This window comes from Methylobacterium sp. Leaf91 (assembly GCF_001422815.1).
Lineage (GTDB): Bacteria > Pseudomonadota > Alphaproteobacteria > Rhizobiales > Beijerinckiaceae > Methylobacterium.
Window position 1 is genome coordinate 281,523 of sequence record NZ_LMMP01000003.1, and the last position, 26,699, is coordinate 308,221.

General features: G+C 67.4%; 24 protein-coding genes. 14 read left to right on the top strand and 10 right to left on the bottom strand.

Annotation, left to right across the window (positions count from 1 at the left end):
- Nucleotides 1-117: 117 nt before the first annotated feature.
- Nucleotides 118-765, top strand: a complete 648-nt coding sequence (locus ASF32_RS04920) for a protein-L-isoaspartate O-methyltransferase (protein WP_056424221.1) — start codon at nucleotides 118-120, stop codon at nucleotides 763-765.
- Nucleotides 766-999: 234 nt separating this feature from the next.
- Nucleotides 1,000-2,421: a M23 family metallopeptidase gene (locus ASF32_RS04925; RefSeq protein ID WP_056424223.1), complete on the top strand. Its 1,422-nt coding sequence runs from the start codon at nucleotides 1,000-1,002 to the stop codon at nucleotides 2,419-2,421.
- A gap of 121 nt (nucleotides 2,422-2,542) precedes the next feature.
- Here the strand turns inward: ASF32_RS04925 and ASF32_RS04930 are convergent, their stop codons facing one another.
- Nucleotides 2,543-3,433, bottom strand: coding sequence for an ATP-binding protein (locus ASF32_RS04930; RefSeq protein ID WP_056424524.1), 891 nt, complete (start codon nucleotides 3,431-3,433; stop codon nucleotides 2,543-2,545).
- Between the two features lie 233 nt (nucleotides 3,434-3,666).
- Between ASF32_RS04930 and yajC the strand changes: the two genes are divergently transcribed.
- From yajC to ASF32_RS04955, 5 genes are all read left to right on the top strand, one after another.
- Nucleotides 3,667-4,002, top strand: a complete 336-nt coding sequence (gene yajC, locus ASF32_RS04935) for a preprotein translocase subunit YajC (protein ID WP_056424225.1) — start codon at nucleotides 3,667-3,669, stop codon at nucleotides 4,000-4,002.
- Between the two features lie 119 nt (nucleotides 4,003-4,121).
- On the top strand, nucleotides 4,122-5,729 hold the full coding sequence (gene secD / locus ASF32_RS04940; protein ID WP_056424227.1) for a protein translocase subunit SecD: 1,608 nt from the start codon (nucleotides 4,122-4,124) through the stop codon (nucleotides 5,727-5,729).
- Between the two features lie 267 nt (nucleotides 5,730-5,996).
- A complete protein-coding gene (secF, locus tag ASF32_RS04945; RefSeq protein WP_056424229.1) occupies nucleotides 5,997-6,944 on the top strand; it encodes a protein translocase subunit SecF in 948 nt (315 codons plus the stop codon).
- Nucleotides 6,945-6,946: 2 nt separating this feature from the next.
- A complete protein-coding gene (locus ASF32_RS04950) occupies nucleotides 6,947-7,333 on the top strand; it encodes an MTH938/NDUFAF3 family protein (RefSeq protein WP_056424231.1) in 387 nt (128 codons plus the stop codon).
- Nucleotides 7,330-8,208, top strand: a complete 879-nt coding sequence (locus tag ASF32_RS04955) for a phytoene/squalene synthase family protein (protein ID WP_056424233.1) — start codon at nucleotides 7,330-7,332, stop codon at nucleotides 8,206-8,208. Before ASF32_RS04950 ends, ASF32_RS04955 begins: the two co-directional genes overlap by 4 nt.
- A 233-nt stretch (nucleotides 8,209-8,441) precedes the next feature.
- Here the strand turns inward: ASF32_RS04955 and ASF32_RS04960 are convergent, their stop codons facing one another.
- Entirely contained in the window at nucleotides 8,442-9,365 is a 924-nt protein-coding gene (locus ASF32_RS04960; protein ID WP_056424235.1) for a manganese catalase family protein, read from the bottom strand.
- Between the two features lie 325 nt (nucleotides 9,366-9,690).
- Between ASF32_RS04960 and ASF32_RS04965 the strand changes: the two genes are divergently transcribed.
- Together ASF32_RS04965 and ASF32_RS04970 are read left to right on the top strand one after the other, a co-directional pair.
- Nucleotides 9,691-11,385 carry an L-lactate permease gene (locus ASF32_RS04965; RefSeq protein WP_056424236.1) on the top strand — a complete coding sequence of 565 codons (1,695 nt, stop codon included), beginning with the start codon at nucleotides 9,691-9,693 and terminating at the stop codon, nucleotides 11,383-11,385.
- Between the two features lie 143 nt (nucleotides 11,386-11,528).
- Entirely contained in the window at nucleotides 11,529-12,053 is a 525-nt protein-coding gene (locus ASF32_RS04970; RefSeq protein ID WP_056424238.1) for a GNAT family N-acetyltransferase, read from the top strand.
- Between the two features lie 23 nt (nucleotides 12,054-12,076).
- On the opposite strand, the gene ASF32_RS26325 is transcribed toward ASF32_RS04970, so the two are convergent.
- The 3 genes from ASF32_RS26325 to ASF32_RS04985 all read right to left on the bottom strand — a co-directional run bounded on the left by ASF32_RS26325 (nucleotide 12,077) and on the right by ASF32_RS04985 (nucleotide 15,244).
- Nucleotides 12,077-12,307 carry a hypothetical protein gene (locus ASF32_RS26325; RefSeq protein ID WP_244478120.1) on the bottom strand — a complete coding sequence of 77 codons (231 nt, stop codon included), beginning with the start codon at nucleotides 12,305-12,307 and terminating at the stop codon, nucleotides 12,077-12,079.
- Nucleotides 12,308-12,807: 500 nt separating this feature from the next.
- Complete coding sequence (trmFO, locus tag ASF32_RS04980) at nucleotides 12,808-14,238, bottom strand: methylenetetrahydrofolate--tRNA-(uracil(54)-C(5))-methyltransferase (FADH(2)-oxidizing) TrmFO (RefSeq protein ID WP_056424239.1); 1,431 nt, start codon at nucleotides 14,236-14,238, stop codon at nucleotides 12,808-12,810.
- Nucleotides 14,239-14,269: 31 nt separating this feature from the next.
- Nucleotides 14,270-15,244, bottom strand: a complete 975-nt coding sequence (locus tag ASF32_RS04985; RefSeq protein ID WP_056424241.1) for a S1C family serine protease — start codon at nucleotides 15,242-15,244, stop codon at nucleotides 14,270-14,272.
- Nucleotides 15,245-15,525: 281 nt separating this feature from the next.
- On the opposite strand from ASF32_RS04985, the gene ASF32_RS04990 reads away from it, so the two are divergent.
- The 4 genes from ASF32_RS04990 (at nucleotide 15,526) to ASF32_RS05005 (ending at nucleotide 19,349) form a co-directional block, all read left to right on the top strand.
- Nucleotides 15,526-16,077, top strand: a complete 552-nt coding sequence (locus ASF32_RS04990; protein ID WP_056424242.1) for a sigma-70 family RNA polymerase sigma factor — start codon at nucleotides 15,526-15,528, stop codon at nucleotides 16,075-16,077.
- Complete coding sequence (locus ASF32_RS04995) at nucleotides 16,074-16,787, top strand: anti-sigma factor (protein ID WP_200919051.1); 714 nt, start codon at nucleotides 16,074-16,076, stop codon at nucleotides 16,785-16,787. The genes ASF32_RS04990 and ASF32_RS04995 overlap by 4 nt, the downstream gene beginning before the upstream one ends.
- Before the next feature lie 40 nt (nucleotides 16,788-16,827).
- Nucleotides 16,828-17,625: a 2-oxo-tetronate isomerase gene (gene otnI, locus ASF32_RS05000; protein WP_056424245.1), complete on the top strand. Its 798-nt coding sequence runs from the start codon at nucleotides 16,828-16,830 to the stop codon at nucleotides 17,623-17,625.
- 179 nt (nucleotides 17,626-17,804) lie between these two features.
- Complete coding sequence (locus ASF32_RS05005) at nucleotides 17,805-19,349, top strand: M10 family metallopeptidase C-terminal domain-containing protein (protein ID WP_056424247.1); 1,545 nt, start codon at nucleotides 17,805-17,807, stop codon at nucleotides 19,347-19,349.
- Nucleotides 19,350-19,441: 92 nt separating this feature from the next.
- Here ASF32_RS05005 and ASF32_RS05010 read toward each other — a convergent pair whose 3' ends face one another.
- The 4 genes from ASF32_RS05010 to ASF32_RS05025 form a co-directional block, all read right to left on the bottom strand.
- Nucleotides 19,442-19,867, bottom strand: coding sequence for a DUF305 domain-containing protein (locus ASF32_RS05010; RefSeq protein ID WP_056424249.1), 426 nt, complete (start codon nucleotides 19,865-19,867; stop codon nucleotides 19,442-19,444).
- Nucleotides 19,868-19,882: 15 nt separating this feature from the next.
- Nucleotides 19,883-23,023 carry an efflux RND transporter permease subunit gene (locus ASF32_RS05015; protein ID WP_056424250.1) on the bottom strand — a complete coding sequence of 1,047 codons (3,141 nt, stop codon included), beginning with the start codon at nucleotides 23,021-23,023 and terminating at the stop codon, nucleotides 19,883-19,885.
- Between the two features lie 12 nt (nucleotides 23,024-23,035).
- On the bottom strand, nucleotides 23,036-24,724 hold the full coding sequence (locus tag ASF32_RS05020) for an efflux RND transporter periplasmic adaptor subunit (RefSeq protein ID WP_056424252.1): 1,689 nt from the start codon (nucleotides 24,722-24,724) through the stop codon (nucleotides 23,036-23,038).
- Between the two features lie 87 nt (nucleotides 24,725-24,811).
- On the bottom strand, nucleotides 24,812-25,285 hold the full coding sequence (locus tag ASF32_RS05025) for a hypothetical protein (RefSeq protein WP_056424254.1): 474 nt from the start codon (nucleotides 25,283-25,285) through the stop codon (nucleotides 24,812-24,814).
- A gap of 42 nt (nucleotides 25,286-25,327) precedes the next feature.
- On the opposite strand from ASF32_RS05025, the gene cobF reads away from it, so the two are divergent.
- Nucleotides 25,328-26,086, top strand: a complete 759-nt coding sequence (gene cobF, locus ASF32_RS05030; RefSeq protein WP_056424255.1) for a precorrin-6A synthase (deacetylating) — start codon at nucleotides 25,328-25,330, stop codon at nucleotides 26,084-26,086.
- Nucleotides 26,087-26,120: 34 nt separating this feature from the next.
- Here cobF and ASF32_RS05035 read toward each other — a convergent pair whose 3' ends face one another.
- Nucleotides 26,121-26,699, bottom strand: a complete 579-nt coding sequence (locus tag ASF32_RS05035) for a PAS domain-containing protein (protein ID WP_056424258.1) — start codon at nucleotides 26,697-26,699, stop codon at nucleotides 26,121-26,123.

Here is a 26,699-nt window from a genome sequence, read left to right on the forward strand (position 1 = left end):
GGAATCCCGGTCTTCGCACGGCGCAAGCGCTATCGCGCTCCAGCGCCCCTGTGCGGGACCGCGGACGATCCAAGCCACGGAACGATCGAACACGGCCATGAGGCACAGCTGGTGACGATGGAAGGCTCGGTCGAGGATGCCGCCTTCGTCATGGCCCTGCGCGGTCTTGGCGTGCGCGACACCGACACGTTGCGCGCCATGGAGCGCGTGCCCCGCGCCCGATTCGCCCCTGAAGGGCACCGGGATCTGGCCCGGCGCGACATCGCCCTGCCGCTGCCCTGCGGCCAGACCATGTCGGCGCCCACCGTCGTCGCCGCCATGCTGACCGCGTTGAAGGTGAAGCCCGGCACCCGCATTCTCGAAATCGGCACCGGCTCCGGCTACGTCACCGCTCTGCTGATCCATCTCGGCGCCGCCGCGATCCTGAGCGTCGAGCGCTATGCGACGCTGGCCGAGGACGCCGTCTCCGCCCTCGACCCGGAGGACAGAGTGATCGCCCGTGTCGAGACGGGTGACGGCCTCGATCCCGCATCGGCCGGGGAGGGCGGCTTCGACCGTATCCTCGTCAACGGGACCCTGCCAGCCTTCCCCGAGCATCTCGCGGCCGCCCTGCTGCCCGGCGGCCGTCTCGTCGGCGCCCTCGGCTACGGGAGCGGTAGCCGGCTGGCCTTCATCGACCGGGATCGGGACGGTCGCATCAGCGAAGGGTTCGGCAGCGGATTAAGGCTGGCGCCCCTGACAGACGGCAGGGCGTTCATTCTTTGACGAAAGACCTCGCTTCGCCAAAGCGAGGAGCAGGGTCTACGAGGGGAGGCGCCAAACCTTTGATCTGGCACGATCTTATCGCTCCCCAAGGCCATTCGAACCTGAACCGGCCATGGAACTCCGGCCCTCGGAAAGTTCCTTCGGTGTCGAAAACGTGGTGAACGGGAACGGTTGTTTAACCTGAATCCCGTTTGAATGACGTCATCAAGTTGCGTCAGGCAAACAGGTGCGTCGATGCGGGTTCGCGGGACTGGTCTAGGGTTGAGGACGCTGTCGCGTTTCGCGCTCATCGGTGTGATCGGCGGCAGTGCTGCCGGATGCTCCACCGATGCGTCGCGGTTGGGCGACCCCTTCGGGAACCCCTTCGCCTCCAACATTTCAAGTGAGCCCAGCGCCACGGGCAGCTTGCCCGAGGAGGGCGAGATGCCTGCCGCCCCGGCGGTGCGCACCTCCAGGATCCAGTCGCAGTCACTCGGCGCGCCGATGTCGCCGCGTCCGCTGGCGGCGACGCCTCCCATGGCCACGGGCCGTGTCGCTTCCACCGCGCCGAATTCCGGGATGGTGTCCGGCATGAACCCCTCGGGAATGAATCCCGCGGGCATGAATCCGGATGCCGGCCGCGGCATGGTCGCGACCCCGCGCACCGTGCCTGCCGCGCCCCCGGCCCGTCTTCCGCTCAATGCCGGCGCCAAGGCAGCGGAAGCGAAGGCTGCCGAGGCAAAAGCCGCCGAAGCCAAGGCTCGTGCAGAGGCTGCCCGTGCGGAGGCCGCTCGCCAGGACAGCGTCCGTCAGGAAGCGGCCCGCAAGGAAGCCGCCGCCAAGGCGGTCGCCGAAGCCAGGACGGCTACGGAAGCCAGGAAGATCGCCGAGGCGAACAAGGTGTCCGAGGCCAAGCGGGCCGTGGAGACCAAGAAACTCGCCGACGCCAAGCTCGCGGCCGATGCCAAGCATGCGGCCGAAGCCAAGAAGCTCGCCGATGCGAAGAAGCTCGCGGAGACCAAGAAACTCGCCGAGGTAAAGAAGCCCGTCGAGGTGGCCAAGGCCGAGACACCGAAGGTCGATCCCGCCAAGGCGAAGGCCGAGGCCGCCCGCAAGGCTGCGGAAGCCGAAGCCAAGCTCGCCAAGGCGGAAGCCGCAAAGGATGCGGCCAAGAAGGTCGCCGAAGCCAAGGCCGCCGAGAAGGCCAAGGCCGCGCCCGTCAAGGTCGCTTCCCTGACGCCCGTGCCCGAGAAGGCCGAGCCCGCCAGCACCGGCTCCGTCGCACCTGCGGCTCCCGCCGCCGAGCCCGACCAGTCGTTCCGCTGGCCTGCCAAGGGCCGGGTGATCTCGGGCTACGGCACCAGCGGCAACGAGGGCATCAACATCTCTGTGCCCGAGGGTACGGCCGTGAAGGCCGCCGAGGACGGCACGGTCGCCTATGCCGGCTCGGACGTGAAGGGCTACGGCAAGCTGGTGCTGGTTCGCCACACCAACGGCTACGTCTCGGCCTACGCCCATAACGGCGAACTCGACGTTCGCCCCGGCGAGAAGGTCAAGCGCGGCCAGACCATCGCCAAGTCCGGCGCCTCGGGCAACGTGACCTCGCCCCAGCTGCACTTCGAGATCCGCAAGGGCGCGACCCCGGTCGACCCGATGCCGCACCTCGCCAGCAACTGAGCGCATTCAAGACCCAAAGAGAAACGGTGGCTCGCAGGAGCTGCCGTTTTCGTTTGTAGATCCGTTTGATACCCCGTCCATCCATCCCGAGGCACACACTTCAACTCGGTCTGGGCGAGCCTCACTCCAGCCGCCGCCCTAACCGCCCCGCCAGATCCTGGATGAACTGGAACGCCGTGCGACCCGAGCGGGAGCCGCGGGTGGTGGCCCATTCCAGCGCCTCGGCCCGCACCGTGTCCGGGTCGGCCTTCAGTCCGTACCGCTCGACATAGGCACGGATCATGGCGAGGTACTCGTCCTGGCTGCACTTGTGGAAGCCGAGCCAGAGGCCGAACCGGTCGGAGAGGGAAACCTTTTCCTCCACCGCCTCGCCGGGATTGATCGCCGTGGAGCGCTCGTTCTCCACCATGTCGCGGGCGAGCAGGTGGCGCCGGTTCGAGGTCGCGTAGAACAGCACGTTCTCCGGCCGGCCCTCGATGCCACCATCGAGGGCAGTCTTGAGGGACTTGTACGAGGTGTCGTCGCCGTCGAAGGACAGGTCGTCACAGAACACGATCCAGCGGTGCCGGTCCGCCCGCAAAGTCGCCATCAGGTCGGGGAGGGTCTCGATATCCTCGCGGTGGATCTCCACCAGTTTCATCGGCAGTTCGCCCTCCGCCCGCTCGGCGTTGATGCGGGCATGGGCCGCCTTCACCAGCGACGACTTGCCCATGCCGCGCGCGCCCCAGAGCAAGGCGTTGTTGGCGGGCAGCCCCTTGGCGAAGCGCGCGGTGTTGTCGACGAGGATGTCACGAGCCCGGTCGATGCCGGTGAGGAGATCGATCTCCACCCTGTTCACCCGCGGCACCGGGATGAGGCGGCACTCGGCGCCCCAGAGGAAAGCGTCGGCGGAATTCATGTCGATGACGGGTTTCGCGGCCGGGGCGGAACGCTCCAGCGCGGCGGCGATCCGCTCGAGGACGGGCAGGATCGCCTCGATCATCTCCCGGTCTGCAGGTTGGGTCGCGGTCATGGCGTCTCGAAGCTCCTGGAATACGCGCTTGAGCGCGTCATTACGGACATCGGGCACGAAAATCACGGGTGCGGCATCGGGCGCCTGCGATCCGCACCTTGCCGGCTGCAGACGCGCCGTTGCTTTCACCTAGTGCATGGCTATAGTCCGCGCGCTTTTAGACCGGTCCAGACGCGCCGAGATCGGCCCGTGCGCGACGATGTGAGGACCGGTTCAGCTAAGGAGTCACCCGCTTGATTACCCCCGCCTTCGCGCAAGGGGCCACCTCGGCCGCTGGCGGAGCGGACATCGCCTTGCAGGTGGTGCCGTTCGTCCTCATCTTCGTCATCATGTACTTCCTGATCCTCCGCCCGCAGCAGCGCCGCGTGAAGGAGCATCAGGCCCTCGTGAAGAACGTGCGCCGCGACGACACCATCGTCACCACCGGCGGCCTCGTCGGGCGCGTCACCAAGGTGGCCGACGAAGCGTCCGAGATCGAGGTCGAGATCGCCCCGAACGTGCGGGTGAAGATCGTCCGGACGATGATTTCGGAAGTGCGCGTCAAGGGCGGGCCGGTCAAAGCGGCGTGAGCCGAATGCCGTGAAACGTGGTGCGGAACCGATGGTCCGCGCCCCGGCACACGGCTTGTGACTCCGCTTGAAGGGGCCGATGCAAGCATCGGCACCATAAGAAGAAACGGGACTGGCGGATGCTGCGCTTTTCGAGAACCAAGATCGTCGCGACGCTGGCCGTCATCCTGATCGGCCTGAGTCTCGCCGTGCCGAGCTTCTTCTCGGCCGAGCAGCGCAAGGGCTTCATGGCCGCGCTGCCGGGCTGGTTCCCGAGCTGGATCGTACCCCAGCGGGCCATCGTGCTGGGTCTTGACCTCCAGGGCGGTTCGCAGATCCTCCTCGAGATCGACCAGACCGACCTGATCCGCTCGCAGACGACGGGCCTGCGCGACGACGTTCGTCGCACCCTGCGTGAAGCCAACGTCACCCCCGAAGGCGGCATCCAGGTGATCCCACGCGGCGTCCAGGTCCGCATCTCCGATCCGGCCAACCGCGCCAAGGCTTTGCCCAAGCTGCGCGAACTGTCCCAGCCGATCTCCAACGCCATGGTGGCGCAGGCCGGCGGCCAGACCCTCGACGTGGCGGAGCGGCCGGACGGCACGATCCAGCTCACGCTCACCGATGCCGGCCTCACCGACCGTACCCGCCGGGCCGTGACCCAGGCCATCGAGGTCATTCGCCGCCGCATCGATTTCGGCGGCACCAAGGAACCCTCGATCCAGCAGCAAGGGGCCGACCGCGTCCTCGTCCAGGTTCCCGGCTTGCAGGACCCGCAGCAGCTCGAGGATCAGCTCGGCAAGACCGCCAAGCTCGAATTCCGCATGCTCGCCGATTCGCCCTCCGGCGACGTGGACATGCTGACCAACAAGGACGAAGGCGGCGGCAAGGTACCGGTGGAGCGTCGGGTCATGGCCGATGGCGGCGATCTCACCGACGCGCAGCCGGCCTTCGACCAGCAGAGCCACGAGCCTATGGTGAGCTTCAAGTTCAACCTGAAGGGCGCCCAGCGCTTCGGCCAGGCGACCTCGGAGAATGTCGGCCGCCGCATGGCCATCGTCCTCGACAACGAGGTCGTCTCGGCACCGCGCATCAACACGCCGATCACCGGCGGTTCGGGCCAGATCACCGGCAACTTCACCGTCAAGCAGGCCAACGACCTCTCGATCCTGCTGCGCGCCGGTGCGCTTCCCGCCAAGCTCACCGTCGTCGAGCGCCGCGTGGTCGGCCCCGGCCTCGGCAACGATTCCATCGAGGCCGGCAAGAAGGCGACCCTGGTCGCGGGCGCCCTCGTCATCATTTTCATGTTCGCCACCTACGGGGTGTTCGGCTTCTTCGCCAACATCGCGCTCCTCGTCCATGTGGGGCTCATCCTCGGCCTGATGTCGGTGCTGGAGGCGACCATGACCCTGCCGGGCATCGCCGGCATCGTGCTCACCATCGGCACGGCGGTGGATTCCAACGTGCTGATCTACGAGCGCGTGCGCGAAGAGGTGAGGGCGGGGCGCTCCATCGTCTCGGCCCTGCAGGCCGGCTTCGACAAGGCCTTCGCCACCATCATCGATTCGAACTCGACCATGGCCATCGCCGCCGTGATCCTGTTCTTCCTCGGCTCCGGCCCGGTGAAGGGCTTCGCCGTGGTGTTCATCCTCGGCATCCTCACCACCGTCATCACGGCGGTGACGCTGACCCGCATGATGATCGCCCTGTGGTACAACTACGCCCGACCCAAGGCTTTGCCGTTCTGAAGTCCGTCCGAGCATTCACAGTTTGCGAGAGGAGCCCGATCCGGTTTTCGAGTGATCCGTCCATCCGAAACACAATCCCGTCATCCCGGGGCCGCGAAGCGGAGCCCGGGATCCAGACACGCGGGATTGCCAGGCTAGTGATCCACCTGAGTGTCTGGATTCCGGGCTCGCCCTGCGGGCGCCCCGGAATGACGGACATGCGGTGGAACCGGACGGGTTCTCTTCGACGACCAGATCGACCTCATTGCCGAAAGACCGAGACCGATCATGCGCCTGCTCCGCCTCTGGCCCGATGAGTCGCACGTCGACTTCATGCGCTTCCGGCGCTTCACCTTCCCGCTCTCGGCCTTGCTGTCGGTCGGGACGGTGATCCTGTTCCTGACGGTCGGCCTGAATTTCGGCATCGACTTCAAGGGCGGCACCCTGGTGGAGCTCCAGGCCAAGTCCGGCACCGCCGATGTCGGAACCGTGCGCCATACCGCCAACGGGTTCGGCTTCGGTGAGACCGAGGTGCAGGAGCTCGGCGGCCAGGGCCAGATCCTGGTGCGCTTCCCGCTCCAGCCCGGCGAGCAGGGCCAGACGGCCGTGATGCAGAAGGCGCATGGCGCCTTCGACGCGGAGTACGAGTTCCGCCGCACCGAGACGGTGGGTCCGCGCGTGTCGGGCGAACTCGTCCAGTCGGGCACGCTCGGCGTCGTGCTCTCGGTGCTCGCCGTGCTGTTCTACCTCTGGTTCCGCTTCGAGCGGGAACTGGCGCTCGGAGCCATCGTCGGCACCCTGCACGACATCGTGCTCACCATCGGCATCTTCGTCATCAGCCGGATCGAGTTCAACATGACCTCGATCGCCGCCATCCTCACCATCGTGGGCTACTCGCTCAACGAGACGGTGGTGGTGTTCGACCGGACCCGCGAGTTGATGCGACGCTACAAGACCATCCCCACGGTGGAACTCCTCAACCTGTCGATCAATTCCACCATGTCACGCACGGTGATGACGGCCACCTCTGCCTTCCTCTCCCTGCTGGCCCTCGTCCTGTTCGGCGGCGAGGCGATCCAGGGCTTCGCGGTGGTGATGCTGGCGGGCGTGGTCATCTGCACCTACTCGGCGATCTTCGTCTCGACGCCGGTCCTGATCTATCTCGGCCTGATGCTGTCGGGCGTGAAATCCCAGAACCGCCCCACCGGCGGTCGCGTGCCCCAGGCGGCGGAGTAACGATGGCGGACGGCAGCCTGCACGACGGTTTCGTTCCAGGGCGCCATCTCATCGACGCCTACGGCAATGGCGGCTTCCGCTTTGCCGACATGTCGCATCGTGGCTCGATCCTGGTGACGCCGAGCGGCATCAGGGCCTGGGACGTCACGCAGGCGAAAGAGATCGACCGGGACGCCCTGCGTCCCGTCGTTGCCGAGGCGGGGGCGGTGGAGCTCCTCCTCATCGGCACCGGCCTCGACATCGCCCCCTTTCCCGATACGCTGCGGCGATGGCTCAAGGATAACGGCATTGGCCTCGATGTGATGCAGACGGGAGCGGCCGCGCGGACCTACAACATCCTGATGGCGGAGAACCGCAAGGTCGCCACTGCCCTGATCGCGGTCGCGTGACGAAGACCGAGACCAGCCCCGGAACGGCCGACCCTCTCGCCTTCGCGTTCGAGCATTGCGAGGCACTGGTCCGGGAGGGCGATCCCGACCGCTATTTCGCGACGTTGTTCGCCCCCGTGGCGTACCGGCCGCATCTCTTCGCGCTCGCCGCCTTCAGCCTCACCATTGCGCGCGTGCGCGACGCCGTCACCAATCCGGTGGCGGGCGAGATCCGCCTGCAATGGTGGCGCGATGCACTCCAGGGAGAGGCGAGGGGGGATGTGAAGGCCAACCCCGTCGCCGCCGCCCTCGACGATGCCATCGTCAAGCGCCGGCTCGGGCGCCAGCCCTTCGTCGACCTGATCGATGCCCGCGTCTTCGATCTCTATGACGACCCGATGCCCCGGATAAACGATCTCGAAGGCTATTGCGGCGAGACCGCCTCCTCGCTCATCCGCCTTGGCGGGCTCGTCCTGTGCGATGGCGCCGAGCCGGGCGGAGCTGCCGCGGCGGGGCATGCGGGCGTTGCCTATGGCGTCGCCGGCCTCTTACGGGCCCTGCCCTGGCACGCCCGCAACGGACATGTCTATCTACCGGCCGACATCTTGAAGGACCATGGCGTCACCCGCGAGGACATCGTCACGGGACGGGGAGGCCCGGGCCTTCTCGGCGCGACGGCCGACCTTCGGGCTCTGGCGCGCCGACATCTCGAGGCTTTCGAGACAGCGCGCACGACCATCGCGCCCGCCGCCTTGCCGGCCTTCCTGCCCACTGCATTGGTCGAACCCAGCCTCGCAATGATGGAGCGGCCGGGCTACGACCCGCTCAACACCGTCATCGCGCTGCCGCGCTGGCGTCGCTTGTGGCGGCTGTGGCGGGGATCGCGGCGGGGTTGAACCCAAGGCTCCCGAAGAGCGCTGGTTATTCTTCCTCGTAGAGCCGGGACGCGGCGAACATCGTCCCGGTCATTCCGGGGGTACTGCATGCTCTCCAAGAGCAGAGAACTGCTCCAGAACCGTGCAATCCAGAGCTCTGCCAGAGTCCGATGTCTAACAACCTGGAGTTCTGCATCCCGGGCTCCGCTGAGCGGCCCCGGGATGCCAGAAGAGGCGGTCGATCGAGTTTGACCTCAGCGGGCCTTCTTAGTCAGCTTCTCGGCGATCTCGAACATCTCCTCCGGAGCATAATCCGGTGTGAAGGCCGAGGGGACACCGGTGAGCTGGTGTATCTTGCCGCCCTCGGGCATGCCCTCGACGACGCTGAGTTCGCCCGGCGGGTCGCCCGGCAGAGCCATCTCGCCATTGCCCCAGATGCCGGCCATCTCGGTGTAGTCACCCGGGCTGAACGTGTAGAGCCGGCGGTGCGAACCCTCCTGCAGGTACTTCTGACACTCGGGGATCTTGTCGAGGTTGATGTTCGGTGTCGGCAGGAACTTCTCGATCTCCACGCCGGTGATCTTCTTCAGTGCCAAGGCGTAGGCATGGGCGTGAACGGAACCGCGCACCAGCAGGTAGCCGCAGACCTCACGGCCCGTCGGGTCGGTCAGGGTCTCGTAAACGCGCAGCTTGTGCAGGCGAGCGCCGCATTCCAGATGGAAATTGTGGAGCAGGTCGACGACGACGTTGCCGGTCGTCGTAATGAAGTCGTTGTTCCAGGATGCGCCGTTGCTGTTGACCGGCGTTACGCCGCCGCCATTCGACAGGAACGCGGCCGCGAGCCGGATATCCTTCATGTCCTCGAACGGCGCCTTGGAGATGTCGCCACCATCCTTCTCGTCGCCGTCATTATCGGGGCCGTTATTGAGCATCGCAACGCCGTTGCTCACGAGCTCCACATGGCCCAATTCCTCGGCGGTGATGGCCGCCACCAAGCTATAGAATGGCTTCAGCTTAGATTTACTGCGGAAATTGAAACTCTGGAACATGTAGTTCCCAAGAGTCGACATCTCACCATATTTGCCGCCTAGCAGTTCCTGCAGGGCAGCGGCGGCGTTCGGATCTTTCCTTTTGGGTGCGGGAAGCTCGGCTTGTAGCTTGTCGACGCGCATAAACATAGGTTGATCTCCGTATCGCCGGTATGGAGGATACCAACGGGAACGGTCTCCCCACCCTCATGTTCCGAGGCTGCGACAGGTCGCACGGCCGCTTCGCTTACGTTTTTGAACGGCTCCGCTTGCGTTTTTGAACGGCTCCGCTTGCGTTTCGAAAGAGACATCCTGCCGTTTCCGAGCGTCTTCGGTCTCGGTGGACAGAAAGCGAAGCACGCGCGCAACATGATCTGAATACAAGATTCTTCGCGTTGAGCCCGCTCCACTGCTCTGCTAGCTACGATGTCAAGGGCCCGACGAGAGATCGGGCTCACCGAGGAGCGCGACGCCCGTGAATACGTGGAACCAGGTCTACGATCCCTTTGGGAGCCCATGGCTCTCGACGCTTGCCGCATCCCTACCGGTCATCGCCCTGCTCGGCATGATCGCCAGCGGCAAAGTGAAGGCCCATATCGCGGCCGTTCTGTCCCTGGTCCTGGCCTTCTGCGTCGCCGTCTTCCTCTTCGGCATGCCGGCGGATCTGGCCACGCGCGCTTCCGCCTATGGCGTGGCGCTCGGGCTGTTCCCGATCGGCTGGATCATCCTCAACGTCATCTTCCTCTACCGTCTCACGGTGGAGAAGGGCTGGTTCGCCACGCTGCAGCAATCGGTGGCCGGCATCACCACCGACCGGCGGCTTCAGCTCCTCCTCGTCGCCTTCGCCTTCGGCGCGTTCTTCGAGGGAGCCGGCGGCTTCGGCACCCCGGTGGCCGTCACCGGCGCGATCCTGATCGGCCTCGGCTTCTCGCCGCTCGCCGCCTCGGGCCTGTCGCTCATCGCCAACACCGCGCCCGTGGCTTATGGCGCCCTCGGCGCCCCGATCCAGGGCCTCGCCTCGGTGACCGGCTATGATCCCTACATCCTCGGCGCCATGATCGGCCGCCAGCTGCCGTTCTTCTCGGTGCTGGTGCCGTTCTGGCTGATCTGGGTGTTCGCGGGCTTCCGCGGCATGGTCCAGATCTGGCCCGCCATCCTGGTCTGCGGCGGCTCGTTCGCGCTGGCCCAGTTCGGCATCTCGAACTACGTCAACCCGTGGATCGTCGATATCGGTGCCGCCCTCGTCTCCATGGGCGCCCTGGTCCTGTTCCTGAAGTTCTGGCGCCCGGCCACGATCTGGACCTCGCCGGCACTGCGCGGCAACGACCCCTCCATCGGCTTCGTCACCGCCGAGGGTGGTGCCAAGGTGGCCCCCACGGGCGCCGGTGCCCGCACCGCCTCCTCCTCCGAGATCCTGATGGCCTGGGTGCCGTGGATCATCCTCTCGGTGATCGTCGCGATCTGGGGCACGGGCTGGTTCAAGGCCATCGTCAACCCGATCTTCACCTGGCGCTACGAGGTGCCTGGCCTGCACAACGTCATCATGAAGGTGCCGCCGGTCGTGGCGACCGCCCATCCGGAAGCCGCCGTCTTCGCCTTCACCTACATGTCCTATACCGGCACCGGCGTGCTGTTCGCCGCCATCCTGTCGGGCCTGCTCATGCGGTTCTCGCCGTGGCGTCTGGTGACGGCCTACATCGAGACCATCTGGGTGCTGCGCTACTCGCTCATCACCATCTCGGCGATGCTGGCTCTGGGCGTCCTCACCCGCTACGCCGGCGTGGACGCGACCCTGGGCCTGGCTTTCGCCGGAACCGGCATCCTCTACCCGTTCTTCGGCACCCTGCTGGGCTGGCTCGGCGTGGCGCTGACGGGATCGGACACGGCCTCGAACGTGCTGTTCGGCGGCCTGCAGAAGATCACCTCGGAGCAGCTCGGCCTGTCGGGCATCCTCATGGCTTCGGCGAACTCGTCGGGCGGCGTCATGGGCAAGATGATCGATGCCCAGTCCATCGTCGTCGCCTCCACCGCCACCGGCTATTTCGGCCAGGAGGGCAAGATCCTGCGCTTCGTGTTCTGGCACTCGATCGTGCTGGCCTGCCTCGTCGGCGGCCTCGTGATGCTACAGGCCTACGTCTATCCGTTCACCGCGATGGTCATCCATCCGTAGGACCGGCGAGAGACCGATCTCGACAGAACCCGTCCCGGCCATGCCAGGGCGGGTTTCTTTTTTTGGTAGCGATCCCCTGCCGAAGGCGTTCTCCGGCATCGTCGCGTCTTGCTCTTGGCGCGTCGTGGCCCCACGTCGAATCCATGTTCTTTCGCACGCTCGCCTCGCGCTACTCCCTGTCGAACCTGCCCGCGCAGGCGACGGAGCGCCTGCGGATCGCACCGCTGGTCCAGGCGGATGCAGAAGCGGTCCGCGCGCTGACCGACGACCCGGCCATCACCGGAGTGGTGGATTTCCTCCCAACCCCCTTCACTCTCGACCACGCCCGCCGCCTCATCGGCAGCGGCAAGCCGATGAAGGATTGCTTTCTCGGGGCCAAGGCCGATGGCGCTCTCGTGGCGGTGATCGGCGTCCATCTGCGCGGAGAACACGCGGTCGAAATCGGATATTGGGTCGGGGGCGCCGCCCGCGGTCGGGGTTACGGCAGTGAAGCGGTCGCCGGCGTCGTCGCGATTCTGCGCAAGCGCTTCCCCCACCGCTTCATCGTCGCCGAATGCCGGCCGGAGAACGCAGCCTCTCGCGGGCTGCTGCTCAAGACCGGCTTTCGCGATACCGGCGACGAGGGGCATCGGCCCGGCCGGCGGATCTTCTCGCTGGATCCGGTCTGAACGGGTCGGACGGCCTACGAGCCTCAGCGGCTCCGACAATCCTTACCGTACCAGTACCCCGTCCGGGCATCGAAGCCGCCGCCGGAAGCGGCATTGCAGACCGACAAGGTTTTGTCGCCGACGCGCTGCTGGCTGAGAGCCTTGTAGAGATCCGCGCGGGCTTCGCGCTCGCGGTTCTGCGCGGCGAGATCGGCCTGAATCTGGAGATTCCGCTCGGCCCGCATGTGCTGGCGGTCCCGGTCGATGTTCATCATGCAGGTCGCGAATCCTTCGGAATCAGGGGCGAACCCGTAACCGGAGCACTGACCGAGATCGAGCTTCCGCTGCTCCTCCGCAGACACGCATCCGGCAAGGCCGATCGCACAGGCGGCGATTAGGAGCGCACTCCGACCGAACGATCCCGAACGAGACACGGTGCCGGGAATCCGGCCGAACTCCGCCTGGGCGACCAGTGCTGGATGCGTGGCAAGGTGAGGCGAGGATTCGAAAGACATGACACCGGAACGAAAGGAGGAATCGATTAGGTATCGATAGCTCCCCTCAGACTAATTTTCGGTTCTTCGTCATCATGGATGGATCGTTAAATCGATCCCGTTCCCCTAAGGGTATTCTCGCAATATGCCTGGATTTGGCAGCTTGAATAAGAATGAATTTGTCGGTCGTCGAAACGAATCGCTGACCGCAAAGGCCCTGCAAGTTTGCCTAAGAAACATCCCGAGCCGCGGATCATGTGACCCGCGTGCCGGATCATGGCCTATTCCGCTGCGATCCGCCCGGTGTCATGTCCCATCCAGGCGGCCAGATCGGCCCGTGCCCGGTCGGTATAGGCGCGTTTCTTCGCCACCGCCTTTTCAGGCCCCTTGAGACGCTTGCCGCCCTCTCCCTTCGGAGAATGGGCGAGCGGCGGAAACAGGCCGAAATTGACGTTCATCGGCTGGAACGAGCGCGGCGCGCCCGCATCCTCGGCGGCGATGTGGCCGCCGGTGATATGGCCGATGAGGGCACCCAGCGCCGTCGTGGCGGGCAGCGGCTCCAGCGTGTCACCGCGGGCCTCGGCCACGGCGAAGCGCCCGGCCATGAGGCCGATGGCGGCGCTCTCGACATACCCCTCGCAACCGGTGATCTGGCCGGCGAAGCGCAAGCTCGGGCGTGCCTTCAGGCGGAGCGTCGCGTCGAGGAGACGGGGCGAGTCGAGATAGGTGTTGCGGTGCAGCCCACCGAGACGCGCGAATTCCGCGTTCTTAAGGCCGGGAATCGTGCGGAACACCCGGACCTGTTCGGAATAGGTCAGCTTCGTCTGGAAGCCGACCATGTTGTAGAGCGTGCCCAACGCGTTGTCCTGACGAAGCTGGACGATGGCGCAAGCCTTCACGGTGGGGTCGTGCGGGTTGGTGAGGCCGACGGGCTTCATCGGGCCGTGACGCAGCGTCTCGGGGCCGCGCTCGGCCATGACCTCGATCGGCAGGCAGCCATCGAAATAGGGGGTGGTCGCCTCCCATTCCTTGAAACCGATCTTGTCGCCCTCGATCAACGCCTGGATGAAGGCGTCGTACTGTTCGCGATTCATCGGGCAGTTGATGTAATCCGCCCCCGTGCCGCCGGGGCCGACCTTGTCGTAACGCGACTGGAACCACGCCTTGTCCATGTCGATGGAGTCGCGGTGGACGATGGGCGCGATGGCATCGAAAAAGGCGAGGGCCTCGGCGCCGGTGAGCGCGCGGATCGCCTGCGCCAGGGCTGGCGAAGTGAGGGGGCCGGTGGCGATGATGGTCCGGCCCCATTCCTCCGGCGGCAGGCCCTCGATCTCCTCGCGTTCGATCGTGACGAGGGGATGCGCCTCCAGGGCGGCGGTGACGGCAGCGGCGAACCCGTCGCGGTCCACGGCCAGCGCACCCCCGGCCGGGACCTGGTTGGCATCGGCCGCGCGCAGGATCAGCGACCCGAGCGTCCGCATTTCCTGGTGCAACAGGCCGACGGCGTTGCCGTTGGCATCGTCCGAGCGGAACGAATTCGAGCAGACGAGCTCGGCGAGATCCCGGCTCTTATGCGCCTCCGTGCCGCGCACGGGCCGCATCTCGTGGAGAATGACAGGATGGCCGCTCTCGGCGATCTGCCAGGCGGCCTCCGACCCGGCGAGGCCGCCGCCGACGATATGGATGGGGGAAGTGTCTGCTCGGTCCGTCATGGTCACGGGATAGACCCGTGACCCGCCCCGATCAATGCAGCTGCGGCGAGACGAGGAAGCGTTCGCGGTCGCTCGACGTCACGGTCAGCTTGATCGGGCGTCCCTCCCGCTCGATCGTGAGAGGGACCCGCACCCCGGCCTCGCCCAGCGCCCAGATCTGGCGGAAGAACCCGGCGAGATCCTCCACCGGCTCGCCCGCGACAGCGGCGAGCACGTCGCCCACGCGCAGGTCCGCGCTCTCGGCCGGCCCGTCATCGGCCAAGCCCATCACCACCACCGCGCCGTCATTGTCGCTGGCATAGAGGCCGAGCCAGGGCCGGGTCGGCCGGTCCGCCCGCCCGCGTGTGGTCAGGTCATCGAGGATCGGTGGCAGGAGGTCGATGGGAACGACGAGGTTGATCGCCTTCGGACCCTCGGTCCCGCCCTGCTGCAGCTGCAGGGAGCCGATGCCGAGGAGGTCGCCCGCCGGGCCGATCAAGGCCGTACCGCCCCAATGCGGGTGAGACGGCGCGGTGAACAGGGCCTCGTCGAGGACGTACTCCCAGTAGCCGGCGAATTCCTGCCGGGCGATCAGCTTGGCGGCGACGCTGCGCGTGCGCCCCCCAGCCCCGGCCACCACGGCCTTGTCGCCGATCTTCAGGCTCTCCGAGCGCCCGATGGGAAGCGGCGGCAGCCGCAGATCGCCCAATGCCTGGACGAGGCCGAACCCGGTCACGGCATCGAAGCCGACCACGTGGCCCGGGACCGAGCGCCCGTCATGGGTGGTCATCCAGACGCTCTCCGCCTCGGTGACGAGGTAGCCGATGGTGAGGACGAGGCCGTCCTCGCGGATCACCACGCCGTTCCCGGCGCGTTCCGTCCCCAGGGTTTCCGCCGTGAACGCCTCGGGCGGGATGCGCGTGGAGAGCGACACCATGGCCGAAAGGGCCCTGTCGAGATCGTACGCGTAATCGCCGGCCTTGGGCTGCACGGCGGAGGGAATCTTCCAGTCTCCGTGCGACGTCATCAATCCCGTATCCCTGTCCTGCGCCTCGGACCCATGAGCTCTGGCGGATCCGCAGAGCGTGGGGGTCATCGGTTCCATCCGGGAGATAGGTCGCCGGCTCGCCATCGAACACCCTGCGCAGGTCGGGAGCGTGACAGAGGTGCGCCGATCCACATCGATCGCCCGCAACACAGTAGCCTAGGCCCGTGCGCTCGATTAAGACTTGGGTTAACGTTCACGCCAGATGGAACGGCTGCGCCATGTCCTGTCGAGTCTTGTCTTGTCGAGAGGACGCCTGACCCTTGCGTGACGATGCGGCACTGGCGCGCCTGATCTCGGCGGTCGCATCCGGCAACGAGCAGGCTTTGCGCGCGCTCTACGATCTGACCGCCCCGAAACTTTTCGGCATCGTGCTCCGTATCCAGCGAGATCGCGGCATGGCGGAAGACGTGCTCCAGGATGTCTTCCTGCGGATATGGCAAAGTGCCGGCTCGTTCTCTCCGGAGGCGGGTCGCCCCTTGCCCTGGCTCTGCGCCATCGCCCGTAACCGGGCGATCGACGGGGTCCGCCGCAAGGGAGAGGTCCAGGGGCCGGTGACCGAGGACGGGGAGGATTGGGTGGAACGGCTCGCCGATCCCCACAACAGCGAGGAGGCGATTCTCGGGCGCGATGCCCTGCGCGCCTGCCTGTCCCGCCTGGAGGCGACGCAGCGCGACTGCATCGTCCTCGCCTATTGCGAGGGGCATTCCCGGGAAGAACTGGCAGAACGGTTCGCGCGTCCCGTCAACACCATCAAGACGTGGCTGCATCGCGGGCTAGCGGCCCTGCGGGGCTGCCTGGAGGGGCCGGCATGACCGAAGACCCCACCGAGCGCGATCTTCGCGCCGCCGAATACGTCATCGGTACGCTCGACGCCACCGAGCGCGCCGCCATGGACCTGGAGCTCGCCGTCGACCCCGCCGCTCGCGCCGCCGTGCGGGAGTGGGAGCGTCGCCTGGCCCCTCTCGCCGCCGTCATTCCCGAGATCGAACCGGGCGAGGGCGTATGGCCGGCAATCCTGCGCGCGCTGCCCAACCGGGCCTCCCCGTCTCCGGCGGCGAACGACAACCGCGTGGCCGCCCTATCGCGCAAGCTCGGCCTGTGGCGGGCCGCAGCGGCGGGTGCAGGGGTGCTGGCGGCCGGGCTCGCCCTGTTCATCGCATTCGGCCCCCGCCCCGGTGGGGAGGGCGAGACACGCTACGTCGCCGTGGTCTCCAGCGGCGGCGAGGCTCCGGCCCTCATCGTCAGCATCGATACGGTGGCGGGAACCGCACGAGTGCGCCCGGTCGGCGCCGAGGCGCCGGCGGGACGCAGCCTCGAATTGTGGTATGTGGGAGCCGACAAGACGCCGAAATCCCTCGGGCTGATCGGCAAGGACGCGGCACGCGTGGCCCTGCCCGCCGGGTCCGATGCCGCGCGGCGCGGAGAGGGTGTCTTCGCCGTCTCGGTGGAGCCGCCGAACGGTTCTGCCACCGGCCTGCCGACCGGCCCCGTCGTCTATACTGGCAAGCTCATCCGCGATTGAGGGCGGCCCGGATTGGGGCCCGCCACAATGGAGCCCTCCCATGCCGCGCTTCGCCGCGAACCTGACGCTACTCTTCACCGAGCATGCCTTCCTCGACCGGTTCGAGGCCGCGTCCCGTGCCGGGTTCACGGCGGTGGAGTTCCTGTTCCCCTACGAGCATTCTCCGGACGACATCGCCAGGCGTCTCGCCGCGAATGGCCTGGACCTCGTCCTGTTCAACATGCCGCCGGGGGATTGGGCAACCGGCGACCGAGGGCTCGCCGCCTTGCCGGAACGGTTCGACGAGATGCAGGCCGGGGTCGAGACAGCGCTCGCCTACGCGCTCGCCGCGGGCTGCCCCCGCCTGCACCTGATGGCGGGCATGGCCAACCGGCAGGATGACCACGCCATGGAAGCGTATCGCCGGTCCGTGCGATATGCAGCCGAACGCCTTGCCCGGCATGGCATCGACCTCCTGATCGAGCCGATCAACCGCCGCTCCATGCCGGGCTATTTTCTTGACGATGTCGATGCCGCCGCCGAACTCGTCGCGGCATTGCGCGCGGAGGGTCTCACCAACCTCAAGCTCCAGTTCGACATCTTTCATTGTCAGATCCTGCACGGAGACGTGACAATGCGGCTGGCTCGCCTCCTGCCGCTGATTAGCCATGTCCAGGTCGCGAGCGTACCGGCGCGCCACGAGCCCGGTACGGGGGAGGTGAACGACGCCTTCGTCTTCACCGAACTCGACAGGCTTGGATATTCGGGCTCGGTCGGGTGCGAGTACAATCCGCGTGGCCGAACCGAGGATGGGCTCGGCTGGCTGAGCACCCGTGCGGGCGGACGAGCCCGGATTTAGCGCCGTGAGGTCGGTTCCCCCTCGGAGCCGATAAAGCATACCGCTTCCACCTGGCATGGTTGACCACGGAGGAGTGGGACCATCAATTGTTTATGACGCGGCATCGTGGTTAGGGACTGCCCCGGCCGGCTCGAACGGCCAAGCTTCGAGAAGCTTTTCCTCAAGGGGCAGATCAATCGATGGCCGACCTCTTCAAACCCGTTGCCCTGACGGGGAATGCCGTCGTGGACAGCCTCATCCTCGGCGGCGCCTGGAACGCCGCGACCCTGACCTACGGGTTCAAGGCGCAGGACATCGATGCGAACGGGATCGACGATTTCTCCGAGGGCGACTGGAAGGCGTTCTACAGGGAGATCTACGACACCGTCAGCAGCGTCGCGAATGTCGATTTCGTCGAAGGCAGCGTGGCGCGGGCCCAATTGATCCAGCGGCTCGATGTCGGCGGAGGCGGCGAATCCGGCACGCCCGCCCCGGGCGTCACCTCGCTGGAAACCGCGGTGGGCATCGACCCGACGAGCGTGAAAGGGGCCGCCGACGTGGTCCGCCTCGGCACCTATTCCGAAACCTGGATCCACGAGATCGGCCACAGCCTTGGCCTCGGCCACCCCCATGACGGGGAGAACGGCAAGCTGCCGGGCGTCGTCGAGCCCGGCGATTTCGGCACCGGCAACCTCAACTCCCAGATCTATACGGTGATGGGCTACACCTTCCCGTTCTGGGGCGAGGACAACCCGTTCACGCCCGAGCGCGACGAGAACACCGCGCTCAATGCCCAGCCGGGCTCCTTCGGGGCCATCGACATCGCAGCCCTGCAGCATCTCTACGGAGCCCGCGCCCACAACGCCGGCAACGACGTCTATCGCTTCAGCGACGATGTCGATGCCAATCGCGGTTACACCACGATCTGGGATACGGGCGGCTCCGATACGATCGTCTATGAGGGGTCGAGCGCGGCCAAGATCGACCTGCGCGCGGCGACCCTGAAAGCCGAGATCGGCGGGGGCGGCTGGCTCTCGACGTCGGAAACCCTGACCGGCGGCGTGACCATCGCCAATGGCGTCTCCATCGAGAAGGCGAAGGGCGGGGCGGGCGACGACATCCTCATCGGCAATGACGGCGCCAATCGACTCGACGGCGGACGGGGGGCCGACCGCATGAGCGGTGGGCTCGGAAACGACACCTATGTCACGGACGGCCGCGACACGATCGAGGAGGCGGCCCGGAGCGGTACGGATCAGGTGCTGAGTTCGGCCAGCCACCGCCTCGGCACGAATCTCGAAACTCTGAGGCTCATCGGCTCGAAGGCCGTCGATGGCATCGGCAACGCCGTCGCCAATACGATCACCGGCAACGGCGCCGGCAACATGCTGACGGGCGGAGCCGGAAACGACGTTCTCACCGGCGGGGAGGGGGCGGATACCTTCCTGTTTCGCACGCGGCCCGGAACCGGCAACACCGATCACATCCGCGATTTCTCCGTCGCCGAGGATGTCGTCGCGCTCTCGAGCAAGGTCTTCGCGGCCCTTCGCGCCGGCCCCCTCGCGGAGAAAGCTTTCAAGGACCTTTCATCAGGGCGGGCCGATGCGGATGACCGCGTTCTCTACGACGCCACGACCGGCACCCTCTCCTACGATGCCGACGGGAGCGGAGCCGGCACCGCCCGCACCTTCGCCGTCATCGATACGAAAGTGCATTTGACCTTCGCGGATATGCTCGTCGTCTAGGGTTCCCGCCGTCGACAAGGCGACTGGTCCGGCGTCGAGAGGGCAAGCGGTGCCGCCCCTGAGCGATAGTGTCCAAGGGCGATGCGGAAGCCTCACTTCCTGGCGGGATCGGTCCGCTTCAGGATCGCCTCCATCTGGGCGATCTCGGTTTCCTGAGTCTTGACGATGGCTTCGGCCAGGGAGCGGACCTCCGGATCCTTCGAGTATTGGAGGGCGACCTTGGCCATGGCCAATGCGCCCTTGTGATGCGGGATCATGCCAGCGGCGAAGTCGCGGTCGACGTCTCCGGAATAGCGGATCTCCATGTCGCCATGCATGCGCATGCTCGCCTCTTTGAAGGCGCGGGTCGCCGGGGTGTCGGCGGCCTTGCCCTTCGCGGCGGGCTTCGACCCGTGGTCATGGCTGTGCGAATGGGTGGTGCCGTCCTCATGGCGGTGCTCTTCGGCCGCGAGGACCAGTGAGGCGAGGGGCAGAGCCAGGATCGCGGCCAGGATCGCGGGGAGGGCTGTCTTCGTCATGGGAGTTCCCTGTCGTCAAAAGGTTGCAGGCGGGGAGGGCATGGTCCCCGTCACCGGGGAGGGGGATTCATCGCCGGGCGCTTCGCGAAGTCGGGCGAAGGCGGGGCCGCCGAAGCGCAGCATCAGGACCGGCGTCAGCACGGCGTCGAGGAGCGTCGCGCTGATGAGGCCACCGAAGATCGTCACGGCCACGGGGTGCAGGATCTCCTTGCCCGGCGCGGTGCCGTCGACCAGCAGCGGCACCAGGGCGATGCCTGCGGCGAGCGCCGTCATCAGCACCGGCACGAGGCGCTCGTTGCTCGCCCGAAGCACCAGGGCCGGGCCGAAGGGCAGCCCCTCGTTCAACCCGAGGTTCAGCACATGGCTGATCTTCAGGATGCCGTTGCGGGCGACGATGCCGGTGAGCGTCACGAAGCCGATCATCGAGGCCACCGAGAGCGGCAGCCCGGCGATGGTGAGGGCGACGACGCTGCCGATGAGGGCGAGCGGCACGTTGCCCATGACGATGAGCGCCAGCACGCCGGAGCGGTAGCGGCTCGCCAGCAGCGCGAAGACCAGCGCGAAGGAGACGAGGCCGAGGAGGCCGATGCGGCGGGTCGCCTCCCCTTGCGCCTCGAACGCACCTTCGAGGCGCGCGCTGATTCCCTCCGGCAGCGTCGTCCGGGCCAGGGCCTGCCCGATGGCGGCGGCGACCTTCGAGCCGTCCGAGCCCGGCACGGTGTTGGCCTGGACCACGATGCGACGGCGGCCGTTCTCGCGCTGGATCTGGTTGGGACCGTCGCGCTCGGCGATGTCGGCCAGGGCGTGGGCGGGCACCCAGCCCGACGGCGTCTCGATGAGGAGGTCGCGCAAGGCGGCCATGGAGCGGCCGCTTTCGGGGAGGCGCAGCACCACATCGAAGCGGCGCAGGCCCTCGACCAGGGTGGAGACAACGCGTCCGTTGGCGAGCTGCCCCACCGTATCCACCACCGTCGCGGGGGAGACGCCGTAGAGGGCGGCCTTCGCCGGATCGACCCGTACCTCGATCTGCGGAACGCGCACCTGCCGCTCGACCTGGAGGTCGGCGACGCCCGGAATCGCGGACAGGGTTTCACGCAGGGATTCGGCGGTGCGTCGCAAGGCGTCGAGATCCTCGCCAAACAGCTTGAGGGCGATCTCGGCCCGGACGCCGGAGAGCATGTGGTCGAGCCGGTGCGAGATCGGCTGGCCGACATTCACCGTGACCGGAAGGACGGACAGCCGCCCCCGGATCTCGGCGGTGATGGCGTCGCGCTCGCGTCCGCCGGGCTTCAGGCGGATCTCCAGATCGGTGGAATGGACCCCTTCGGCATGCTCGTCGAGCTCGGCGCGGCCCGTCCGACGCCCGACCTTGTCCACCTCGGGGATCTCCATCAGCAGGCGCTCGGCGATGGCGCCGACGCGAGCAGATTCGGCGAGCGAGATGCCGGGGGTGAAGGTGGTGGTGACCGTGAACGAGCCTTCGTTGAAGGTCGGCAGGAAGGCGCGGGGCAACCGGCCCGCGCCGTAGCCGGCGGCGATCACCGCCAGGACCGCGCAGACCATGGCAAGGCGCTGATGGGCGAAGGCCGTTTCCACCAGTCGCCCATTGGCCCGCTTGAGGCCGCGGATCAGCCGGTTCTCGGGATGGTCGAGGCTCTTCAGGCCAGGGAGCAGCCAGGAGGAGAGGACGGGCGTCAGGGTCAGCGAGACCACGAGGCTCGACAGGATGGCGATGATGTAGGCTTGGCCGAGCGGCGCGAAGAGCCGGCCTTCGATCCCCGACAGGGCGAAGAGCGGCACGAAGACGAGACAGATGATGATCGTGGCGTAGACGATACCGGAGCGCACCTCGTTCGAGGCATCCACGATCACCGAGAAGGTGCTGCGAGGCGAACCCTCAGCCCGGTTGTCGCGCAGGCGCCGCAGGATGTTCTCCACATCGACGACGGCATCGTCCACCAGCTCTCCGATGGCGATGGCGAGGCCGCCGAGCGTCATCGTGTTGATGGAGAGGCCCAGCAGAGAGAACACCGTGGCGGTGGCGAGGATCGAGACGGGAATGGCGGCGAGCGAGATCAGCGTGGTCCGCACGTTCATCAGGAAGGCGAACAGCACCACGGCCACAACGGCCACGGCTTCGATCAGTACCGTGATCACGTTGCGAAGCGATGTCTCGATGAAATCCGCCTGCCGGAACAGGACGTTGCCGGCCTCGATGCCGTGCGGCAGGGAGGGGCCGATCTCCTTGAGCGCCGCCTCGACCTCGCGGGTCAGGCGCACGGTGTCGATCCCCGGCTGCTTCTCGATGGAGACCACCACGGCGGGATTGCCCATGAAGCCGCCGTCGCCGCGCTTGGGCCGCGCTCCGAAGGCGATCTCGGCGACCTGCCGCAGGTAGACCGGACCGCCCGGCGTCGTGACGACGAGATTGCGAAGGTCGTCGAGATCGGTGGTGCGGCCGAGCGCGCGGATCAGGACCTCACGGCCGCCGGCCTCGGAATAGCCGCCGCCGGCATTGCCGCCGTAATTCTGGAGAGCGCGGGCGAGGGCCTCGTCGGTGACGCCGAGCGCCCGCATGGCGGCGGGATTGGGGGCGACCCGGAACTGGCGCACCTCGCCGCCGATGGGGATCACCTGCGCCGCGCCCGGGATCGAGAGCAGGCGCGGGCGCAAGGTGAAGTCGGCGGTCTCGCGCACCTGCATCGGGGTCGCGGTCTTCGAGGTGACGGCGACCAGCAGGATGCCGCCCATGATCGAGGAGACCGGCCCCATCTGCGGAATCACGTTCGGCGGCAGCTCCGAGCGCGCCAGCGCCAGCCTTTCATTGACGAACTGCCGGTCCCGGAACAGGTCGGTGTCCCACTCGAACTCCACCGTGACGATGGACAGGCCGATGCCGGAGACCGAGCGGACCCGGCTGACACCGGGCAGGCCATTCATGCGGGTCTCGATCGGGTAGGTCACCCGCTGCTCGACTTCCGTGGGGGCGAGCCCCTCGGCTTCGGTCAGGATCGTGACCGTGGGCCGGTTGAGGTCGGGGAGTACGTCGACGGGCAGGCGCGCGAGGGAGAGCGCGCCGGTGAGGACCAGGGCGAAGGCGAGGGCCAGCACGAGCAGGCGGTTGCGCAGGGATTGCGCGACGATGAGGCCGAACATCTTTGCGGTCCCTCAGCGGATCTGGTCGAGGAGCTCGGCGCCCTGGACGACGACGCGCCGTCCCGGCTCCAGACCGTCGGCGATGAGCGTGCGGTCGGCGTCGAGGGAATCGGTACGGACGCTGCGCGCCACGAAGCGCTCGGCGCCGACATGCTCGTAGACGACGCTCCCGCCCTCGGCGCGGAGGATGCCGGACCGTGGGACGGCGAGGCCGGTCCGCTCCCCCGTCAGGGGGGCATGGACGGTGACGAACTGGCCGAGACGAAGACCGGTCGTGTCGTCGTCCACCGCGAACTGCACGGGAACGGCCTGATTGCGATCGGCGAGGCCGGCGCCGCGATAGGCCAGCGCCATGCTGCGCCCGTCCCCGAGCCGGGCCGTCGCCGCCCCCTCAGGGGACAGGGCCTCGAAGCTCAGCGCCTCGATCCAAAGCTTCTTCGGATCGACGATGCGGAAGACGACGGTGCCGGGGGCCGCCATGGCGCCCGCCGTGGCGCTCGCCTCGGCGATGACCCCGTCCACCGGCGCGACCAGAGCCTCGGGCGAGCCACGGACCGCATCGAGGGCGGCGCGGCGGTCCTTCAGCCCGTCGCGCTCGGAGCGGGCATCGTCGAGCTGGGTCTGCGCCACGGCGCCGGTCCCCGCCAGACGCTCGAACCGGACCACGCGCCGGTCGAGGATCGCGATCTGCTGGTCGAGTTCGCCCTGGCGCTGGCGCATGTCGGAGACGTCCACGGCCTGGACGGGCGGGGTGACGGTGGCGAGCACCTCGCCGCGCGTCACACGGGTTCCGAGGCGAGGAAATCCGCTTGCCGGAGGGGCCAAGCGGCCGCCCACGGAGGATTGCACCACGCCGCTGGCATTGGGATCGGCGATGACCCGGCCGGGCAGGGCCACGGTGCGGGCCACGTTCTCCGTCGCGGTCAGGGCGGTGCGCAGGACGAGGAGCCGCTGCAGGGATTTGGGTACGAAGATCGACCCGTCGCCCAGGCGTTTGGCCCGGTCGGCGCCGCCGGAGGGCGGGCTCGCCATCATCCCCCCCTCGGCCGGCGCGGCATCGTGGCCTTCATGGGCGAGGGCGGCGCTGCCCAGCACGATCGTCGCCGTGACCGCCAGGACGACGACGATGGGAATCGTGCGCCGACGCCGGAACAGGACGACAGCGCCGAGGCCGAGGAGGAAGCCCCCGGCGGCGGTGACGGAGGGCGGCTGGTGCGTCAGGCGCTCGACCAGGGAGGCGGCGGTCGCCGTCTCGGACGCCGCAGCCGCGACTTTGGGGGCGGGCAGGTCGAGATCGAGGGAGAGGATGTCGGTTCGGCCCTCCGCCGTCACCGCGACGAGGAGATCGTGATGCTCCGCCTCCTCGAGCCAGGGCGCCGAAAGCCGGTAGGTGCCGTCGGCCTGGACCTCGGCCTTCCGGCGGCCGTCCGGCGTCGAGAGGGCGAGGGTGGCGTCGGTGACCGGCGCGTTGGTCTCGAACGCGTCGAGATAGAAGACGAGATCGTGCCCCTGCACGGTGGCGACGAGTTCGTAGCGCTCCGACTTCGCCTCGGCTCGCGGTGCTGCCGCCGCGACGGGCAGGGCAGGGGCCTCGTCTCCGTGGGAATGGCCCTCATGGGACAGGACCGCGCCGGTCAGGGCCGCCCAGGCGATGGCGCACGCTGCGACACGGCGCAGGGCAGCCGGAAAAACGATGGACATGATGCGAGAAACCTTGGCGCCGTTGAAGCAGGAGACGGCGATCCACGCGAGGCCGGAAGGCAGCCGCGCGGGAACGCCGTCGTTACGTCAGGCGAAGGATCTCGGGGGTTCGGACGGGGAATCCGGGGCGGCATCCGTCCGTGCGGAAGCGGCACCCACGGGAACGGGTCCGGTCAGTCCGGCGGAGGATGCGACGTCGCCCTCGGTGGGAGCGAGGCCGAGGGCGCAACAGGGAGCGCCACAGCCGCCGGCGCAGCAGGGACCGGCACAGCCAAGATGAGGCTCGGCCCGCAGGACCGAGACTACGGCACGCATGCGGCTATCGGATGTGATCCCCTGGACCGCTTTCGTCTCGCGGGCGTTCTGAACTTGGACGCGCTCGACCTGGACCCGCTCGACCTGGGCCCCGGTTTCGTGCCCATGCCCGGTATGGGCGCTCGCGGGCGACGACATGGCGAAGCCGGCGATCGCGAGGATCACCGTCATCAGCCAGAGCGCGAGGCTCCGGTCCCGATTGCGCCGGATGGGTTTCATGTCGGCGCAGAGCGTAGCATAGGGCATGCGCCCGCGACAGGGCCGATCGCAACTCGGAAGGCTAGACGCGTGAGACAGATCCTCGTGATCGGCATCGGCACCGGCAATCCGGAGCATGTCACGATCCAGGCGATCCGGGCCTTGAACACGGTGGATGTGGTCTTCGTCCTCGACAAGGGAGGAGATAAGGCCGACCTCGTCGCCCTGCGCCGGGAGATCTGCGAGCGCTACATCGAGGATCGTCCCTACCGCATCGTCGAGGCGCAGGACCCGGAGCGGGACCGGAATCCGGCCGATTACGGCGTGGCCGTGGAGGATTGGCACAGCGCCCGCGCCGCGCTGTACGAAGCGATGATCGAGCGGGAACTGCAAGAACACGAGACTGGGGCCTTCCTGGTCTGGGGTGACCCTTCGCTCTACGACAGCACCCTGCGGATCATCGACCGGATCGTCGCGCGAGGCCGCCTCGCCTTCGAGTACCGAGTGATCCCCGGCATCACCAGCGTCCAAGCCCTGGCGGCCAGTCACCGCATTGCCCTCAACCGCATCGGCGCGCCGGTGCAGATCACCACGGGACGCCAGATCGCCGGCGGATTGTCCGCCGAGGCCGACACCACCGTGGTGATGCTCGACGGCGACCCGACCTTCGCCCATCTCGACCCGGAGCTGACGATCTATTGGGGCGCCTATCTCGGGAGCGACGACGAGATCACCCTCTCGGGCCGCCTCGGCGACGTCGCTGCCGAGATCCGGCGCATCCGGGCGGAGGCGAGGGCACGCCACGGCTGGATCATGGACATCTACCTGCTACGGAAGCCGGCCGATTAGGCCAGGATCACGTCTCTCGACGCCAACCTCGCCCTCAATGATCGCGGCGTCGCTCGCCCCTCTCGATGTGACCGGCCAGCGTGAAGCCGATTTCTCGCATCAGGGCATCGAGGAGTGCCGTCAGCTTCGGCCGGTGCAGACCGGTTGCGAGGTCGTGCAGGGCGATGGCGTGTCCCGCCATGCGGTTGGCCGCCGCCTGGGCCTGCATGTCGGGCTGATGAGGGAGGGCGCCATCCTCGGTGTGATCGATGACGATGCCGAGCCCCCTTGCGCACTCGCCAGACCCGTCCCGCTCAACCCGTCCGCGCAGGCCGAGCCGACGCTCGCCTCGAACCGTCCTGAAGACGATTTCGAACAGACCGCCCCCCTCGGTCGCGGCGTGTAGGGCATTCTCCACGCGAGACCGGTCCTCATCGTGGATCGCCGTCAGGAAGGCGTCGAGACTCACGACCTCCGTCTCCGGAGCGAAGCCGAGAATCTCCGCGAGCAAACCGGAGACGGCGATGCGGCCAGCCCAGACGTCGTGGGACCAGACGCCAACGATTCCCGATGCGTCGAGCGCATCCCGAAGGCTATCCGAGTCGTCGGGGAAAAAGCTGGTGCGCGCAGGCAT

Coding starts and splice junctions, on each gene's coding strand:
- ASF32_RS04920 (WP_056424221.1), top strand. CDS start 118: ATGGAAGGCTCGGTCGAGGATGCCGCCTTCGTCATGGCCCTGCGCGGT.
- ASF32_RS04925 (WP_056424223.1), top strand. CDS start 1,000: ATGCGGGTTCGCGGGACTGGTCTAGGGTTGAGGACGCTGTCGCGTTTC.
- ASF32_RS04930 (WP_056424524.1), bottom strand. CDS start 3,433: ATGACCGCGACCCAACCTGCAGACCGGGAGATGATCGAGGCGATCCTG.
- secD (WP_056424227.1), top strand. CDS start 4,122: ATGCTGCGCTTTTCGAGAACCAAGATCGTCGCGACGCTGGCCGTCATC.
- secF (WP_056424229.1), top strand. CDS start 5,997: ATGCGCCTGCTCCGCCTCTGGCCCGATGAGTCGCACGTCGACTTCATG.
- ASF32_RS04950 (WP_056424231.1), top strand. CDS start 6,947: ATGGCGGACGGCAGCCTGCACGACGGTTTCGTTCCAGGGCGCCATCTC.
- ASF32_RS04960 (WP_056424235.1), bottom strand. CDS start 9,365: ATGTTTATGCGCGTCGACAAGCTACAAGCCGAGCTTCCCGCACCCAAA.
- ASF32_RS04970 (WP_056424238.1), top strand. CDS start 11,529: ATGTTCTTTCGCACGCTCGCCTCGCGCTACTCCCTGTCGAACCTGCCC.
- ASF32_RS26325 (WP_244478120.1), bottom strand. CDS start 12,307: ATGATGAACATCGACCGGGACCGCCAGCACATGCGGGCCGAGCGGAAT.
- trmFO (WP_056424239.1), bottom strand. CDS start 14,238: ATGACGGACCGAGCAGACACTTCCCCCATCCATATCGTCGGCGGCGGC.
- ASF32_RS04985 (WP_056424241.1), bottom strand. CDS start 15,244: ATGACGTCGCACGGAGACTGGAAGATTCCCTCCGCCGTGCAGCCCAAG.
- ASF32_RS04995 (WP_200919051.1), top strand. CDS start 16,074: ATGACCGAAGACCCCACCGAGCGCGATCTTCGCGCCGCCGAATACGTC.
- otnI (WP_056424245.1), top strand. CDS start 16,828: ATGCCGCGCTTCGCCGCGAACCTGACGCTACTCTTCACCGAGCATGCC.
- ASF32_RS05005 (WP_056424247.1), top strand. CDS start 17,805: ATGGCCGACCTCTTCAAACCCGTTGCCCTGACGGGGAATGCCGTCGTG.
- ASF32_RS05010 (WP_056424249.1), bottom strand. CDS start 19,867: ATGACGAAGACAGCCCTCCCCGCGATCCTGGCCGCGATCCTGGCTCTG.
- ASF32_RS05015 (WP_056424250.1), bottom strand. CDS start 23,023: ATGTTCGGCCTCATCGTCGCGCAATCCCTGCGCAACCGCCTGCTCGTG.
- ASF32_RS05020 (WP_056424252.1), bottom strand. CDS start 24,724: ATGTCCATCGTTTTTCCGGCTGCCCTGCGCCGTGTCGCAGCGTGCGCC.
- ASF32_RS05025 (WP_056424254.1), bottom strand. CDS start 25,285: ATGCCCTATGCTACGCTCTGCGCCGACATGAAACCCATCCGGCGCAAT.
- ASF32_RS05035 (WP_056424258.1), bottom strand. CDS start 26,699: ATGCCTGCGCGCACCAGCTTTTTCCCCGACGACTCGGATAGCCTTCGG.